Origin of the sequence: Kitasatospora sp. NPDC097605 (assembly GCF_040302725.1) — a bacterium.
In the GTDB taxonomy this organism is placed as follows: domain Bacteria; phylum Actinomycetota; class Actinomycetes; order Streptomycetales; family Streptomycetaceae; genus Kitasatospora.
This window is the reverse complement of sequence record NZ_JBEOSF010000055.1, coordinates 11,470-26,863: the sequence shown is the minus strand read 5'-3', so window position 1 is coordinate 26,863 and position 15,394 is coordinate 11,470. Positions and strand designations below refer to the sequence as shown.

Genomic DNA, 15,394 nt, shown 5'->3' with positions numbered 1-15,394 from the left:
CCGGACGGCGTCAGGGCTTGCGTGCCTCGATGAGGAACCGGGCGGAGTGGGCCACGAACGGCCCCTCCGCCCGGATCAGGGCGTCCAGCTCGCGCAGCCGCGCCCAGTGGGCCTCGACGGTGAAGCCCGGCACCATCCAGATCACCTTGCGCAGGAACCAGACCACCGCGCCGATGTCCAGGAACTCGACCCGCAGCCGCTCGGAGCGCAGGTCGACCACGTCGAGACCGGCGGCCCGGGCGGCGTCCGCGGCGTCCTCCGGCCGCCGGGCCCGGCGCGCCTCCGGCTGGGGCCCGAGGAAGAACTCGACCAGTTCGAACACCGAGGCCGGCCCCACGTGCTGGGCCAGGTAGCTGCCACCGGGGCGCAGCACGCGGGCGACCTCCGCCCACCACACGCTCACCGGGTGACGGCTGCTCACCAGGTCGAAGGCGTCGTCGGCGAACGACAGCGGCGGCTCGTCGGCGTCGGCCACCACGACCGCGCCGAGCGGGTGGAGCAGGGCGGTCGCCCTGGCCAGGTTCGGCGGCCACCCCTCGGTGGCGGCGATCGTCCGGGGGAAGCGGTCCGCGACGCCGGCGAGCACCTCCCCGCCGCCGGTCTGCAGGTCCAGCGCGGCCGAGGCCAGCGCCAGCCGCTCCCCCAGCAGCCGCTGGTACCCCCAGGACGGGCGCTCCTCGGTGGCCCGGCCGTCCAGCCAGGCGAAGCCCCATCCGTCGACCGGGGCCTCGGCCGCCTCGTCCACCAGTTCCTCGAACGTACGCTCCATGCCGCCCATCCTGCCCCGTCCGCTTCCCCCGCGCCCTACAGCTGGGCGGCGATCAGCTCGTTGCCGTAGAGGTCCCGGAAGTGCAGCGAGCGCCCCGGCCCGCCGTCCGGCGCTCCGGCCCGGGCGGGCACACCGAGCTCCGCGAGCCGGGCCGCCACCCGGTCGAGGTCGTCGGTGTGGAGCACCAGCAGCGGCATGCCGCCCGTCTGGCGCCCCACCGCCGCCCGCGCCTCCGCGGACTCGGCCGGCATCAGCCACAACCCCGGCCCGTCACCGCCCGCCGGACCGACGTGCAGCAGCCGGTACCCGTCGAGGTCACCGTCGAAGAGCACGCTGAACCCGAGCCCGTCCCGGTAGAACCCGAGCGCCGCATCGGCGTCCTCGACCACCACCACCGTCCGCCCGATCGCCGTGAACAACCCCGCCACCCCATCGCGTTCGCCACCCATACCGTGACCGTAGACCACCCCACTGACACCCACCCGAGCGGCGGCGACGGCGTCATGGGGCCACCCCCACTCCTCCGGCAGAGAGCTCTTCCCCCGGCAGACCACCCACGCCCCCCCGGCAGCAGGCGCGGTCGACAACCGCCCCGCTCCCCTCGCAGCCCACCGGGCGGCCACCCTCCGGGCCGCGGCCACGACATCGTGGGACCGCGCCCACTCCTCAACGGCCGCGAAACCACCTCACCCCGGCACATCGCCGGTCCCAGGCCGGCCGGTCATCGGTGCGGCCGCCGCCGGCCGGTACGCTGCGGCCGGCCATCCCGCTCACCATGCCCTCCGCATCCGGACCAGCCTCGCCGACCGGTCCACCGGTGCCGGGGCAAACCGCCACGCCGGGCGCGGTTCCCGCCACGTGGCGGGTGGCGACCAGCCAGGCAGCGGTCACGGCGTTGTGGCACCACGCCCACTCCTCGACGGCGCCGGAAGCACGCTGCATCGCCTGCCGCCCGCGACGCAGGGGCGCCCGCCCGCCGACCGGGTCACGCCAGCCAGGTCGCCTTGCGGCGCGCCGAGCGGCCAGCGTTCAGGCGGCGATGACGGCCTGGGATCAAAGGGCTCTCCACCTCGCGCCCCCGACACCCGCTGCCTCACCCGGCCACCGCAACGCATGCGCAGCCGACCAGGGCGTGGCGGGCGGCGATGGTCCGGACGGCGATGGTCCGGACGGCGGTGACGGCGTAGCTACCGTGCCCGCTCCTCAGCGGCCGGGGAACCTCTGCTCCACCCCCGAAGCACGCTGCCTCGCCTGCCGGCTGCGGTGCGGTGCGGGGCAGCCGCAGCCGATCGGGTCACGCCAGCGAGGGTTCCCTCGGGGCGTGGCGGGCGGCCCGTCTTCAGGCGGTGAGGACGGCGTGGGGTCGAGGGCTCTCCACCTCGCCTGCCGGCACATCGTCGGCGGGCCGCGACGCAGGGGAAGCCGCCCCCGACCGGGTCACGCGGGGTGGGGTTCAGCCGCGGCGTGGCGGGCGGCGATCGTCCAGGCGGCGGTGACGGCGTGGTGGGCCTGGGTGGTCGCGTCGGCGGGGTCGGGTGGCAGGTGCAGGGGGGTGCCGAGGTGGACGTGGAGGGTGGGGCGGCGGACGGGGGCGGTGGCGAGGCCGGCGAGTTGCTTGAGCGGGCCGCCGGAGGTGAGTCGGCGGGACCCGGCCTGGCCGAGCGGGACGACCGGGGCGCCGGTGGCCCGCGCCAGCCGGGCCAGGCCACTGCGGAACGGGCCGGGTGGCAGTTCCCCGGAGTCGCGGCGGCGCGGCAGTCCGCCCTCGCCGTAGATCAGCACGACCCGCCCGGCCGCCAGTGCCTCGGCGGCCGCGTCGAGCGACTCCGCCGCCCGCGCGGTGCCCCGGTGGACGGCGATGTGTCCCTCCCGACGCAACGCCGGTCCGAGCAGCGGGACCCGCCAGAGCCCGGCGGTGGCGAGGACGACCGGCCGGGCGCCGAGCCGGTGCAGGGCGGCCAGCACCACGGCGGGGTCGGCGAGCGAGGTGTGGTTGGCCGCGACGATGCTGCCCGGCGCGGGGCGGCCGGTGTCGGCGGTGATGTGCAGACGGCCGAAGGCGGGCAGCAGCAGGGCGGAGGCACGACTCAGCATGGCGGTGGTGTGGCTCCTCGGTGACGGTGGTGCGGGGTCCTGTCGGCCAGTCTGCGCGGGCCCGGCGGGCGGCGCCTGAGTACCCGTACTCACCCGGGTCCGGGTACCGCGGCACCGACCGTTCGCCGTGCGCCGGACACCGGACGCGTCTAGGCTCGTCCGGATGAGGCGACTGGACGTGATCGATCAGGCCCTGTTCCAACGGATCGCCGTGGCCCGCCGCCCGTTCGGCGCCGGGTCGCGGGTCGGACCGTGGCTTCGCGGGCTGAGCCGGGCCGCCGACCACGGGGTGCTGTGGTTCGGCGCGGCCGCCGTGCTGGGGGCCGTCGGCGGGCGGTCCGGGCGGCGGGCGGCCCTGCGCGGGGTCGGTTCGCTGGCCCTCGCCTCATCGGCGGCCAACATCGCCGCCAAACAACTCACCCGCCGGCCGCGCCCGCTGATCGACCCGGTACCCGCCGCCCGGCGGCTGCTCCGCCAGCCGATCACCACCTCCTTCCCCTCCGGCCACTCGGCCTCCGCCGCCGCCTTCGCCACGGCGGTCGCGATCGAGTCGCCCGCCGCGGCCGCCGTGGTGGCCCCGGTGGCGCTGGCGGTCGGGTTCTCCCGGGTCTACACCGGCGCCCACTACCCGGGCGACGTCCTGGCGGGGTTCGCGCTCGGATCGTCGCTCGCGGCGCTCACCCTCCGCTGGTGGCCACGTTCCTCCGACGTGCCGCCGCCGGCCGCGCCGCCGCGCCGCCCGGCCCCGGCGCTGCCCGAGGGGGCGGGCCTGTCGGTAGTGGTCAACTCCGGCTCCGGCAACGGCGCGCTGACGTCCGACGGCCCCGAGGCGACGGTTGCCGCACTGCGTGCCGTGCTGCCCCGGGCGGACATCCGGCTCTGCGGGCCCGAGGACGACCTGCCCGCCCTGCTCGCCGATGCCGCCGACCGGGCCGCGGCGGACGGCGGGGCGCTCGGGGTCTGCGGGGGCGACGGCAGCGTCAACCTGGCCGCCGGGCTGGCCGTCGAACGGAACCTGCCGCTCGCGGTCTTCCCGGGCGGCACCCTCAACCACTTCGCGCTGGACCTGGGCATCGACGACATCGAGGCGGCGGCCGCCGCCGTGACGTCCGGCCGGGCGTGCGGGGTGGACCTCGGGCTGGCCGCCGACGACACCGAGCGCCGGCACTTCCTCAACACGTTCAGCCTGGGCGTCTACCCCGAACTGGTCCGGGTGCGCGAGGCGTTCGAGGGCCGGCTGGGCAAGTGGCCGGCGCTCGCGGTGGCCACCGCCCGGGTGCTGGCGACCGCCGAACCGGTCACCGTCCGCGCGGGCGGGCGCGAGCGCCGGCTCTGGCTGCTGTTCGCCGGCAACGGCGCCTACGACCCGCCGGGCTTCGCCCCGACCCATCGGACCGGGCTCGCCGACGGCCTGCTGGACGTCCGGGTGGTCGACGGCGGACGGCCGTTCGCCCGGACCCGGCTCGCCGCCGCGTTCCTGTCCGGCACGCTCTCCCGGTCCCGGGTCTACCACGCCGCCCGGATCCGGGCGCTCGACCTGGACGCCCTGGGCGACGCCGACCGGATCGCCGTCGACGGCGAGTCGGTGCCCGCCGCCGGCGCCCTCCGGCTGGCCAAGGCCCGACGGGCGCTGACCGTCTACCGGCCCGGCTAGGACCGGACGGGGCTCCGGTAGCGTGGCCGCATGAGCGAGCCGACCGCCCCTCGTGCCACGCCCGCCCCCGGAGCGGCCCACCCGGTCGCCCGCTTCTACGACCGACTGGCCGCCGACTACCACCTGTTGTACCCCGACTGGGAGGCGGGCGCGGCCCGGCAGGGCGCCGGCCTCGACGCGCTGCTCCGCGCCCGGCTCGGCGACGCGCCGGCGGAGGTCCTCGACTGCGCCTGCGGCATCGGCACCCAGGCGATCGGCCTCGCCGCGCGCGGCCACCGCGTCACCGGCACCGACCTCAGCCCGGTGGCCGCCGCCCGGGCCGTACTTGAGGCAACGGCACGCGGGCTGCGCCTGCCGACCGCCGCCGCCGACATGCGCCGGCTCCCCTGCCCCGACGGGCGGTTCGACGCCGTGGTGTGCGCCGACAACGCACTGCCGCACCTGCTCACCCCCGCCGACGTGCGTGCGGCGTTCGCCGAACTGTGCCGGGTGCTGCGCCCCGGCGGCCTGCTGCTGCTCTCCACCCGCCCGTACGACGACCTTCGGCGCAGCCGCCCGACGTCCACGGCGCCGCAGGTGTCGGCGGTCGGCGGCCGACGGACCGTCACCTTCCAGCTCTGGCACTGGCACGACGACGGCGAGCGGTACGACCTGGAGCTCTTCCGGCTCGCGCACCGGGAGGACGGGAGCGGCGAGGACTGGGGTGCGGTGAGCGTGCACCGCAGCTCGTACTGGGCGCTCACCCAGGACCAGCTCACCGGATTCGCCGCCGAGGCGGGCTTCACCGCCGTCGAGTGGCAGCCGCCCGCCGCCACCGGCTTCTTCCAGCCGCTCCTGCTGGCCCGCGCGGCCCGGCCCGGCCGCAGCCGCTGAGGAGCGGATGCCGGCGATCCGGGCCGGCCCCCCCGGGACCATGGACCGAGCCCGGATAGGGCTTAACGAGGAGTCAGGGCGGACGACACGGACATATACCTGTTCGGGTGACATTCCTAGCTTTAATGCGGCTCCGGTATCTAGGGTTCGAAGCACCGTTGGTCCACGAAGGGATAACCATCATGTACCGCACCGTCCGCACGTTCGCCGTCCTCGTCGCCGCCATCGGCGCCGTTTCCCTGCCCACCCAGGCCTTCGCCGACGAGGTGACGGTCAACACCACGACCATCACCGTCATCGGCACCGGCAACCAGCTCGCCGGCGGCGAGATCACCAACGTCGGTGGCGACGCCATCATCGGCTCCTTCGACGGCATCGACATCCACTGATCCCCTTTCCGCACCGACCCCGCACCGCCCGCGCCCGTCCCAGGCGCGGGCGGTGCCGCGCGCCCGGCAGGTCGGCAGGGCGCCCGGTCCACAGGTCAGGCGCGGCCGCCGAACTGCCAGCGGTGGACCTCGACGGCGGCGTAGTGGTGGGCGGTGAGGACGGCGCGGGCGGCGTGCGGGTCGGGGGCGCGGAGCAGGACGGCGGTGCCCAGCCAGGCCGAGCCGTCGTCGGAGAGGAGCGGACCGTAGGCGATCAGCTCGTCGCGTTCGGGCGGGGGCGTGAGGTCGGCGGGCCGGCCGGCGCCGAGGCCGAGCACCAGGTAGCGGTTGCCGCCGGTACGGCCGCCGGGGAACTCCGCCATGGTGCGCCCCAGCAGGTTGCGCCAGCGCCGCACCAGGACGTCGCGGTAGACGCCGGCCTGGTAGCAGGGCTCGTCGAAGGCGAACGAGCGGGCGGCGGCGGGGTCCGGCAGGTCGAGGATGTGGACGCTGCCGGTGGGTGCGCCGTCGCCGTCGGAGAGGGTGGGGCCACGGGCGATCATCGCCGCGGCGAACCCGTCCATGTAGGACCAGTGCTCCTCCCGCAGGCCGTGGCGCGCCGCCCTGGAGTGCGGCCGGTCCCGGTGGTGAACGAAGAACTCCATGCCCGCAGGGTGCCGCCCCGGGCTCAACGCGTCGACCCGATTCTCCGTTCGTCCGCTGCGCGTGTGCGCCGTCCACGGTGCGGCCTGACGTGGGGTGAGAGTCAAGGGGCGGTCAGGCCGTCGTACGCCTGGCGGGCCCGCTCGACACGGTCCAGATTGGCGGCGGACCACTGCGCCAGGCCGGCGAACAGCGGGGCCAGGCTGCGGCCGAGATCGGTGATCTCGTACTCGACCCGCGGCGGCACCTCCGCGTGGTAGGTGCGCCGGACCAGGCCGTCGCGCTCCAGCTGCCGCAGCCGCTGGGTCAGCACCTTGGGCGTGATGGTGGCGACCCTGCGCTGCAGCTCGACGTACCGCTGGCGGCCGTACTCGTTGAGCGTCCACAGGATCGGGGTGGTCCAGCGGCTGAAGACCAGGTCGACGACCGGGCCGATCGGGCAGGCCAGCGCCGGGTCCGCCGGTCCGCCCGTCGATCCGTCCGCCGACCCCCCGGCCGTCCACTCCGTGCCGCTCACCCGCCCCGCCCCCTCGACACCGGGTCACTTTCCTCTAGGTACCTACTGTACGCAGCCTGTTAGCGTCGTTCCGCGAGCCCGGGGACAGCGTCCCGAGCTTCGCCAACTCCCCTTTTCCCGAGCGGCCCTTCGGCCGTTTCCCAATGATTCTCTTGTCAAGGAACGAGGACTGCGTCGTGATCGTGGTGACGGGTGCGACGGGCACCATCGGACGGCCGCTGGTGGATGCGCTGGCGGCGGCGGGCGAGCAGGTCACGGCGGTGTCCCGCCGACCCTGGGACGGGACGCTCCCGCGGGGCGTGCGACATCACCGGGCCGACCTCGCCGTGGCCGGCAGCCTCGCGCCCGCGCTGGACGGCGCCGACGCGCTCTTCCTCCTCCTCTCCGGTGAACTGCTGATGGACGGTGGCGGCGCCGCGCCGGACGCGCTGCTCGACGCCGCCGCGGCCGGCGGGGTGCGCCGGGTGGTGCTGCTCTCCTCCCAGGCGACCGGCACCCGGCCGCAGGCCGCCTCGCACGCCCGGCTGCGCGCCTTCGAGGAGGCCGTCCGCCGGTCCGGGCTCGACTGGACGATCCTGCGGCCGAGCGGCTTCCACTCGAACGCCCTCGGCTGGGCGGAGCCGGTGCGGGCGCGGCGCACGGTGGCCGCGCCGTTCGGCGACGTCGCCCTGCCGACGGTGGATCCGCAGGACCTCGCCGAGGTGGCCGCCGCCGTCCTGCGCGACGGCGGCACCGCCCGGCCGTGGGCCGCCGCGCACGCCGGCCGGACCTATGTGCTGACCGGACCGACGCCGGTCTCGCCGCGCGAGCAGGCCGCCTCGCTCGGGGCCGCGCTCGGCGAACCGGTGGCGTTCGTCGAGCTCGGCCGCGAGGCCGCCCGCGACCACCTGCTGGCCGTCATGCCGGAGAGTGTCGCGGACGGCACGCTCGACATCCTGGGCGAACCGACCGCCGCCGAACGGCAGGTCAGCCCGGACGTCGAGCGGCTGCTGGGCCGCCCGGCCACGCCCTTCGCCACCTGGGCCCACCGGAACGCCGCCGCCTTCCGTTGACCGGGGTCCGGGGTCCGGCGGAGCACCACGCGCTCAGGTCTCGCGCTGCGGGTGGTACTCCGCCTCGGTTATGCCGAAGGTCCAGGCCACCCCGGCGCGGGCGGTGAGCGTGGTGGGCGGCACCCGCAGCCAGTAGGTGCGGAAGGTGCCGTCGGGCTCGGCGGTCGAGTTGACCACCTCGACCATCACCACCGGCTCGTCGTCGGGCAGCTCGATCCGCCAGAGCACGCCGGTCTCGTCCTTGTGCACCGGGACGGCGCCGGAGTCGTCCAGATAGCGCTCGTAGCCGTAGTGCTCCAGCAGGACGCGGCGCAGCTCGGCGTTCTCCTCGGTACGGATCCGCTCGACCGTCACGGTGCCGAGCCCGGCGAGGAAGTCGGCGGGCACCGGCATGCCCCGCCAGGCGTGCAGGGCGAAGCCGTCGGAGTATGCCAGGGCCGGGCCGTCGGCGCGGTCCAGCCGGCCGGCCTCGTCACGGTGCAGCGCCACCGGGCGCTCGCTGACCAGCACCACGTCCGCGTACGGCCACCACCAGCCGGCGCCGCGCGCGACCTCCGCCAGTGCGGCGATCGCCTCGCCCGCGGAGCCGCCCGGCACGTCCGACGGGCCCGGCACGTCCGACACCTGCGGCTCCGCCCCCAGCACCCCGGCCGCCTCGAAGGCGGCGAACCAGGGCGCGTCGTGCTGGCCGCGGACGGCGTCGAGCAGGGCGAGGCGGGCGGCGCTCCGCTGCTCGCGGGCCGCCGCGATCACGTCGTCCTCGTCGTTCTCGGTGTCCGGCTCGGGCGCGATCCGGTCGAGCACGGCCGTGCGGATCCGGTCGGCGAGCGTGTTGGTCACCGGGCCGAGCTCGCCGCCGGTGAGCGCCCAGAGCGGCGCCCAGCCGGCCGCGCCGGTCCGCTCGACGGCCTGCCGGCGGACCGCGTCCCAGGGCAGGGTCCGCACCGACTCGCGCACCGTGACGGCGCCCGCCGCGCGCAGTTCCAGCGCCGCCTCGGCGGCTGCCAGCGGCGAGCCGAACCACCGGACGTCGGCCGGTTCGGCCAGCCCCACGGCCCGGTACGCGGCCCGCACCGCCCGCTCGACACCGGCCCGGTCGCCCTGGCCGGTGGCGGCGGCCGCCGCCCGCCAGCGCGCCGTCACCTCGGTGTGCCCGCCGACCACGGGGGCCGGCGCCGTCTGTCCAGTCACCATCACACTCTCCGTTCCCGCCCGGGCACCCCGCCCGACCGTGCCGCGGGCGCCGCGCGCCCGCCCTGATCCGTGTCCCTCGTCCGCGCGCCCGGGCGCGCGCCGCCGTCCGTCAGTCCGCGACCACGCGCACCGCGCCCGGGATGTACTCGCGCTGGCGGACCACCCGGTACCAGCCCTTGGGCAGCGGGATCGCCGCGTGCTCCTCGTGCACCACCCGGCCGCCCTCCGGCAGGTGCAGCCACGCGGTACCGAACGGCCCCGACTCGCGCCGCAGCTCCCCCGGGCCCACCACGGCGTGCGCGTGTCCGGTGACCTCGCCCAGCGCCAGCACCAGCCGACCCCGCGCGTCCCGGGGCTGCGCGGCCAGCGCCTCCACCCGGGCCGGTACCGTCGGCTCCTCCACCGGCACCATCAGCACATCTCCCTGACGGAACATCAGCTCTCCCTGAGCGACTCGACGACGCATCGGATTCCCACGCCCAGGACCCTAGGACAAGGGTCTGACAACGGCGAGCGGGGCCCGGGTGACGGCTGTGCCGGACGGGGCCGGTGAGGCACCGGGAGAGTCGTGGGCAACGCGCCGGGGCGGTGCCCCGGGCGGCGGATTGTCGGTCCGGGCTGGTAGACACTTGTTCGGCCCGCACCGACCTCCGAGGAGCAGCGCATGACGGTCAACAACCACATCGAAGAGTTCCACGGCCTTCCGGTCTTCGACTTCGTCGCGGCCGTCGACGAGGACGCCGAACTGCCCGAGCCCGCCGCCGTGGCCTGGAAGATCGCCATCGAGTTCGAGGCGGACCAGGACTGGGCCGCGCGCTGGCAGCAGTTCCTGGACCGCGTGGACACCGCCCGGGTGACCGCCGTGGTGGTCGGCGAGTGGTCGCAGGACGGGCCGGACAGCTTCGCCGGACCGCTGGCCGAGATCCTCGGCGCGGCCGAGCGGCTGCCCGCCCTGCGCGCCCTGTTCATCGGCGACATCACGTACGAGGAGAACGAGATCTCCTGGATCGACATGACCGACGTGACGCCGGTCCTGACGACCTTCCCGCTGCTCACCGAGCTGGTCGTGCGCGGCGCCTCCGACGAGACGATCGAGGGGGAGGGCGTGATGCTCCGGCCGGTGCGGCACGAGCACCTGCGGGCGCTGCGGTTCGAGACGGGCGGCCTGCCCTCCGCGGTGCCGAAGGCGGTCGCGGCGAGCGAACTGCCCGCGCTGGAGCGGCTGGAGTTCTGGCTCGGGGTGGCGAACTACGGCGGCACCACCCGGCTGGAGGACCTGCAGCCGTTCCTGGACGGCGCCCGCTTCCCCGCGCTGCGCCACCTCGGCCTGCAGAACAGCGAGATCCAGGACGAGATCGCCGCCGCCGTCGCCCACGCTCCGGTGGTGCCCCGGCTGGAGTCGCTCAACCTGTCGATGGGCGTGTTCACCGACCAGGGCGCGGCGGCGCTGCTGGAGGGTCAGCCGCTCACCCACCTCAAGTCCCTCGACCTGCACCACCACTACCTCACCGAGGCCATGCAGCAGCGGCTGCGCGAGTCGCTGCCCGGCGTGGCGATCGACCTCTCCGAGGCCGGCAAGCCCGACGACCAGTGGCGCTACGTCGCCGTCGCCGAGTAGTCCGCGCGCCGGCCCGCCCGTCAGCCCGCTCGTCCCGCGTCCGCTCAAGCGCCAGCACCAGCACCAGCACCAGCGCCATCCATGCCGCCCAGGGGGGCACCCGTGTTCATCACCCAGTTCGCCGACCGCTTCCTCCACCTGCCGGTCGTCAACCTCTCGCTCAGCGAGCCCGGCCGGCACCAGCGGCGCGGGCTGGTCGACGAGCTGCCGGCGGCGGACGCCGCCGCCTGGCGGCTGTCCGTCGGCTACGGCTCGAAGCAGGGCTTCGACGACCTCTGGTCGGCCTTCCTCGCCGCGGTCGACCCGGCCGGCGTCCGCGCCCTGCTCATCGGCCCCTGGTGGGTGCGGGACTACGTGCCGGTGCACGAGACGCTCGAGCGGATCGTCGCCGACGCCGAGCGGTTCCCCGCCCTGGAGGCGCTCTTCATCGCCGATGTGACCTCCGAGGACTGCGAGATCTCCTGGCTGGAGATGTCGGACGTCACCCCGGTGGTGAAGGCGTTCCCGCAGCTCACCGAGCTGGTGGTGCGCGGCGGCAACGGTCTTCGGCTCGACCCGGTGCGGCACGACCGGCTGACCGGCCTGCGGTTCGAGTCCGGCGGGCTGCCGGACGACGTGGTGCGGGCGGTCGCGGCGAGCGAGCTGCCCGCGCTGGAGCGCCTGGAGCTGTGGTTCGGCGTCGACGAGTACGGCGGCGACGCGACGATCGACGACATCGCGCCGATCCTGGCCGGCACCCGGCTGCCGTCGCTGCGCCACCTCGGCCTGGAGAACAGCGAGTTCCAGGACGAGATCGCCGCCGCCGTCGCGCACGCCCCGGTGGTGGCGCAGCTGGAGTCGCTCAGCCTGGCGATGGGCGTGCTGAGCGACGACGGCGCGGCGGCGCTGCTCGACGGCCAGCCGCTCACCCACCTCAAGTCCCTCGACCTGCACCACCACTACCTCACCGAGGCCATGCAGGAGCGGGTGCGCCAGTCGCTTCCGGGCGTGGAGGTCGACCTCTCGGACGCCGAGGAGGACGACGAGGACGAGTGGCGCTACGTCGCGGTGGCCGAGTAGGCGGCCCCGATGCTGACGACGACCCCCCAGAGCGCCGGCCGGGACCGGGCCCCACGCCCGGCCCGGCCGGAGCACCGGCTCCCGCCGGACGGGCGGCTGACCGTGCTCGGCAACCCCGGCCACCGCCGGGTGACGCTGTTCGCGACCGCCGCCCGGGCCGCCGGCCTGCCCGAGCCCACCGTGCTGCCCTGGCTCGACCTGCTGCGCGGCTCGTTCCGGCTGCCCGAGGGCACCGTGCTGCGGATCGAGTCGCCGGGCGAGGAGGAGGCGGTGGACGCGCTGCTGCGCGGACCGGCGCTCGGCGCGCACTACGCGCCGACCCGGGTCGAGGGCGGCGCCGCCTGGTACGCCGGGGTGACGGCCGCGCTGCGCGCGCTGGCCCGGACCCCCGGGGTGCGGCTGCTCGGCGACCCGGAGGAGATCGCCGTGATGTTCGACAAGCGGCGGGCGCACGCGCTGCTGTCGCGCGCCGGGGTCCCGGTTCCGCGCGCCCTCGACGGGGCCGTCGCGGGCTGGGACGACCTCCGCGCCCGGTTGGAGGCCGAGGGGATGCGCCGGGTCTTCGTCAAACCCTCCCACGGCTCCTCCGCTTCGGGCGTGGTGGCGCTGGAGTTCGGGCCGCGCGGCCAGCTGCGGGCCACCACCTCGGTGGAACTCGCCGAGGGGCGGCTGCACAACTCGCTGCGGGTCCGCCGCTACCAGGAGGAGCGGATGGTCGCGGAGCTGGTCGACCGGCTCGCCCCGGACGGCCTGCACGTCGAGCAGTGGGTGCCGAAGGCCGCCCAGGCGGGCCGTTCGGCCGACCTGCGGGTCGTCGTGGTCGCCGGCCGGGCCACCCACGCGGTGGTCCGCACCAGCGCCCAGCCGATGACCAACCTCCACCTCGGCGGAGCCCGGGGCAGCCTGGAGCTGGCCCGGGAGGCCGCCGGACCGGCCTGGCCGGACCTCCTGGAGACAGCGGAGCGGGCGGCCGCCTGCTTCCCGAACTCCCCGATGGTCGGCGTCGACGTGCTGCCGACCGCCGCCTGGCGCCGCACGGTGGTCGGCGAGGTCAACGCCTTCGGCGACCTGCTGCCCGGCCTCACCGGCCTGCCCGGCGGACCCGCCGAGGGCCTCGACACCTACGGCGCCCAACTCGCCGCACTCGGCGTGCCGCCCGTGACCCCGCCATCAGCACCACCGAACCTGACGATCCACCCACGTACGGAACAGCACCGATGAACCACCAGCCCAGCACCCACGCCCCCGCCGTCGCGGCCGAGTCCCCCGACATGAACGCCGTGGTGGGCAGCCACGACCTGCTGCTCGTCACGCTCGACACCCTGCGCTTCGACGTCGCCGAGGAGCTGGCCGCCGCCGGACGCATCCCCCACCTGGCCGCCCACCTGCCCGGCGGGCGCTGGGAGCGCCGGCACTCCCCCGGCAGCTTCACCTACGCCGCCCACCAGGCGATCCTGGCCGGCTTCCTGCCGACCCCGGCCTCGCCCGGCGGACCGCACCCGCGGCTGTTCGCCGCCCGGTTCGCCGGTTCGGAGAGCACCGCGCCGCGCACCTGGGTCTTCGATGCCCCGGACCTGCCGGGCGCGCTCGCCGCCGCCGGCTACCGGACGGTCTGCATCGGCGGGGTCGGCTTCTTCAACAAGCAGGGCCCGCTGGGCTCGGTGCTGCCCGGGCTCTTCCAGGAGAGCCACTGGTCACCCGAGATGGGCGTCGCCTCGCCCACCTCCTTCGAGGAGCAGGTGGCCCGCGCCGAGCGGGCCGTCGCCGAACAGCCCGCCGGACAGCCGCTCTTCCTCTTCGTCAACGTCCCGTCGCTGCACCAGCCGAACTGGTTCCACCTGCCGGGCGCGACGCGCGAGCACGGCGACAGCCGGGCGAGCCACGCCGCCGCCCTGGAGTACGTGGACGCCCACATCGGCCGGCTGTTCGCGGCGATGAGCGCACGGCGGCCGTGCTTCGCGATCGTCTGCTCGGACCACGGCACGGCCTACGGGGAGGACGGCTACACCGGCCACCGGATCGGCCACGAGGTGGTCTGGACGGTGCCGTACGCCCACTTCACGCTCCCCGCGAGCACCCCGCCGTCCGCCACGCCCGCCGAGGAGACCGCATGACCACCGCCCCCGCCCGGCCGGTCCACGGCACGACGACCGCACCGGAGGCCGCGTCGACGACCGACCCGGCGTACGACCCGGCGACCGCGCTGCCGTACGCGCCCCCGTACCAGTCGTACGTCTACGCCTACCCCCACAAGACCGCCTACCGCGAGCTGGCGGACCGGCCGCCGCTGCGCGAACTGTGGGCGGGCGAGTCGCAGCACGCGCTCTCCCTCTACCTGCACATCCCGTTCTGCGAGGTGCGCTGCGGCTTCTGCAACCTGTTCACCCGGATCGGCGGCCCGGACGGCCTGACCACCGCCTACCTGGACGCCCTCGATCGGCAGGCGGGCGCCGTGCGCGCCGCGCTGGACGAGGACGCCCGGTTCGCGCTCGCCGCGTTCGGCGGCGGCACCCCCACCTATCTGAGCGCCGCCGAGCTGGAGCGGCTCTGCGACATCGCCGAGCACCGGATGGGCGCCGACCTGCGGGCGGTTCCGCTGTCGGTCGAGGCCTCCCCCGCCACCGCCACCGCCGACCGCCTCGCGGTGCTCGCCGAGCGGGGCACCACCCGGCTGAGCCTGGGCGTGCAGTCCTTCGTCGACGCGGAGGCCCGCTCGGCGGTCCGTCCGCAGAAGCGCGCCGACGTCGAGGCCGCGCTGGGCCGGATCCGCGACGCCGGATTCCCGGTCCTCAACATCGACCTCATCTACGGCATCGACGGCCAGACCGAGGCCAGCTGGCTGCACTCGCTGGACGCCGCGCTGGTCTGGCAGCCCGAGGAGCTGTACCTCTACCCGCTCTACGTGCGCCCGCTGACCGGCCTGGCCCGGCGCGGGGAGGCGGAGAGCCCGGCCCAGTGGGACGCCCGCCGGCTCGCCCTCTACCGGGCCGGCCGCGACCACCTGCTCGCCCAGGGCTACCAGCAGGTGTCGATGCGGATGTTCCGCCGGGCGGCCGCCCCGCAGGCCGGGGTGAGCGAGTACGCCTGCCAGACCGACGGCATGGTCGGCCTCGGCTGCGGCGCCCGCTCCTACACGTCCCGGCTGCACTACTCCTTCGACTACGCGGTGGACGCCACCGAGGTACGCCGGATCATCGACGACTACGTGGCCACCGAGTCCTTCGACCGCGCGGTGGTCGGCCGGGCGATGACGCCGGCCGAGGCTCGGCGGCGGCACCTCGTGCAGTCGCTGCTGCAGGCCGAGGGACTTTCGCTCGCCGAGTACCGGGCCCGCTTCGGCAGCACGCCGGCCGAGGACTTCCCGGCCGAACTGGCGGAGTTCGGAGCCCGTGGCTGGCTCGCGGACGACGCCGGTGCCGCCCTTCGGCTGTCCCCGGAGGGCCTGGCGCACTCGGACGCCGTCGGGCCGATGCTGTTCTCGCCCGAGGTGCGCACGCTGATGGCCGAATACGAGGCGAAGTGACCTTCCTCGG

The 15,394-nt window shown here is 75.7% G+C and carries 16 protein-coding genes; 9 read left to right on the top strand and 7 right to left on the bottom strand.

Annotation, left to right across the window (positions count from 1 at the left end; genetic code table 11):
* Nucleotides 1-10 precede the first annotated feature (10 nt).
* The 3 genes from ABTX81_RS36915 to ABTX81_RS36905 all read right to left on the bottom strand — a co-directional run bounded on the left by ABTX81_RS36915 (nt 11) and on the right by ABTX81_RS36905 (nt 2,863).
* Complete coding sequence (locus tag ABTX81_RS36915) at nt 11-769, bottom strand: methyltransferase domain-containing protein (protein WP_350554811.1); 759 nt, start codon at nt 767-769, stop codon at nt 11-13.
* Nucleotides 770-804: 35 nt separating this feature from the next.
* Nucleotides 805-1,218: a VOC family protein gene (locus ABTX81_RS36910; RefSeq protein WP_350554809.1), complete on the bottom strand. Its 414-nt coding sequence runs from the start codon at nt 1,216-1,218 to the stop codon at nt 805-807.
* A gap of 988 nt (nt 1,219-2,206) precedes the next feature.
* Nucleotides 2,207-2,863 (bottom strand): lysophospholipid acyltransferase family protein, encoded by a 657-nt coding sequence (locus ABTX81_RS36905; RefSeq protein WP_350554807.1) that lies wholly within the window; start codon nt 2,861-2,863, stop codon nt 2,207-2,209.
* A 163-nt stretch (nt 2,864-3,026) separates the two neighbouring features.
* On the opposite strand from ABTX81_RS36905, the gene ABTX81_RS36900 reads away from it, so the two are divergent.
* From ABTX81_RS36900 to ABTX81_RS36890, 3 genes are all read left to right on the top strand, one after another.
* Nucleotides 3,027-4,517: a bifunctional phosphatase PAP2/diacylglycerol kinase family protein gene (locus ABTX81_RS36900; protein WP_350554805.1), complete on the top strand. Its 1,491-nt coding sequence runs from the start codon at nt 3,027-3,029 to the stop codon at nt 4,515-4,517.
* Between the two features lie 30 nt (nt 4,518-4,547).
* Entirely contained in the window at nt 4,548-5,390 is an 843-nt protein-coding gene (locus ABTX81_RS36895) for a class I SAM-dependent methyltransferase (protein ID WP_350554803.1), read from the top strand.
* Between the two features lie 182 nt (nt 5,391-5,572).
* Nucleotides 5,573-5,779: a hypothetical protein gene (locus tag ABTX81_RS36890; RefSeq protein WP_350554801.1), complete on the top strand. Its 207-nt coding sequence runs from the start codon at nt 5,573-5,575 to the stop codon at nt 5,777-5,779.
* Nucleotides 5,780-5,874: 95 nt separating this feature from the next.
* Here the strand turns inward: ABTX81_RS36890 and ABTX81_RS36885 are convergent, their stop codons facing one another.
* Together ABTX81_RS36885 and ABTX81_RS36880 are read right to left on the bottom strand one after the other, a co-directional pair.
* A complete protein-coding gene (locus ABTX81_RS36885; protein WP_350554799.1) occupies nt 5,875-6,423 on the bottom strand; it encodes a YciI family protein in 549 nt (182 codons plus the stop codon).
* A 101-nt stretch (nt 6,424-6,524) separates the two neighbouring features.
* A complete protein-coding gene (locus ABTX81_RS36880; RefSeq protein WP_502892937.1) occupies nt 6,525-6,938 on the bottom strand; it encodes a winged helix-turn-helix transcriptional regulator in 414 nt (137 codons plus the stop codon).
* A 176-nt stretch (nt 6,939-7,114) separates the two neighbouring features.
* Between ABTX81_RS36880 and ABTX81_RS36875 the strand changes: the two genes are divergently transcribed.
* The gene (locus ABTX81_RS36875; protein ID WP_350554858.1) at nt 7,115-7,990 is read left to right on the top strand and encodes an SDR family oxidoreductase; all 876 of its coding nucleotides are present in this window, start codon (nt 7,115-7,117) and stop codon (nt 7,988-7,990) included.
* A gap of 33 nt (nt 7,991-8,023) precedes the next feature.
* Here the strand turns inward: ABTX81_RS36875 and ABTX81_RS36870 are convergent, their stop codons facing one another.
* Together ABTX81_RS36870 and ABTX81_RS36865 are read right to left on the bottom strand one after the other, a co-directional pair.
* Nucleotides 8,024-9,184: a DUF6745 domain-containing protein gene (locus tag ABTX81_RS36870; protein WP_350554797.1), complete on the bottom strand. Its 1,161-nt coding sequence runs from the start codon at nt 9,182-9,184 to the stop codon at nt 8,024-8,026.
* 109 nt (nt 9,185-9,293) lie between these two features.
* Complete coding sequence (locus tag ABTX81_RS36865) at nt 9,294-9,620, bottom strand: DUF8820 family protein (RefSeq protein WP_350554795.1); 327 nt, start codon at nt 9,618-9,620, stop codon at nt 9,294-9,296.
* A gap of 228 nt (nt 9,621-9,848) precedes the next feature.
* Between ABTX81_RS36865 and ABTX81_RS36860 the strand changes: the two genes are divergently transcribed.
* From ABTX81_RS36860 to ABTX81_RS36840, 5 genes are all read left to right on the top strand, one after another.
* The gene (locus ABTX81_RS36860; RefSeq protein ID WP_350554793.1) at nt 9,849-10,802 is read left to right on the top strand and encodes an STM4015 family protein; all 954 of its coding nucleotides are present in this window, start codon (nt 9,849-9,851) and stop codon (nt 10,800-10,802) included.
* Nucleotides 10,803-10,904: 102 nt separating this feature from the next.
* Nucleotides 10,905-11,861, top strand: coding sequence for an STM4015 family protein (locus ABTX81_RS36855; RefSeq protein ID WP_502892936.1), 957 nt, complete (start codon nt 10,905-10,907; stop codon nt 11,859-11,861).
* Between the two features lie 9 nt (nt 11,862-11,870).
* Nucleotides 11,871-13,082, top strand: a complete 1,212-nt coding sequence (locus ABTX81_RS36850) for an STM4014 family protein (protein WP_350554791.1) — start codon at nt 11,871-11,873, stop codon at nt 13,080-13,082.
* A gap of 50 nt (nt 13,083-13,132) precedes the next feature.
* Nucleotides 13,133-13,975, top strand: coding sequence for an STM4013/SEN3800 family hydrolase (locus tag ABTX81_RS36845; RefSeq protein WP_350554854.1), 843 nt, complete (start codon nt 13,133-13,135; stop codon nt 13,973-13,975).
* Nucleotides 13,972-15,384, top strand: a complete 1,413-nt coding sequence (locus ABTX81_RS36840; protein WP_350554789.1) for an STM4012 family radical SAM protein — start codon at nt 13,972-13,974, stop codon at nt 15,382-15,384. The genes ABTX81_RS36845 and ABTX81_RS36840 overlap by 4 nt, the downstream gene beginning before the upstream one ends.
* The last annotated feature ends 10 nt before the right edge of the window (nt 15,385-15,394 follow it).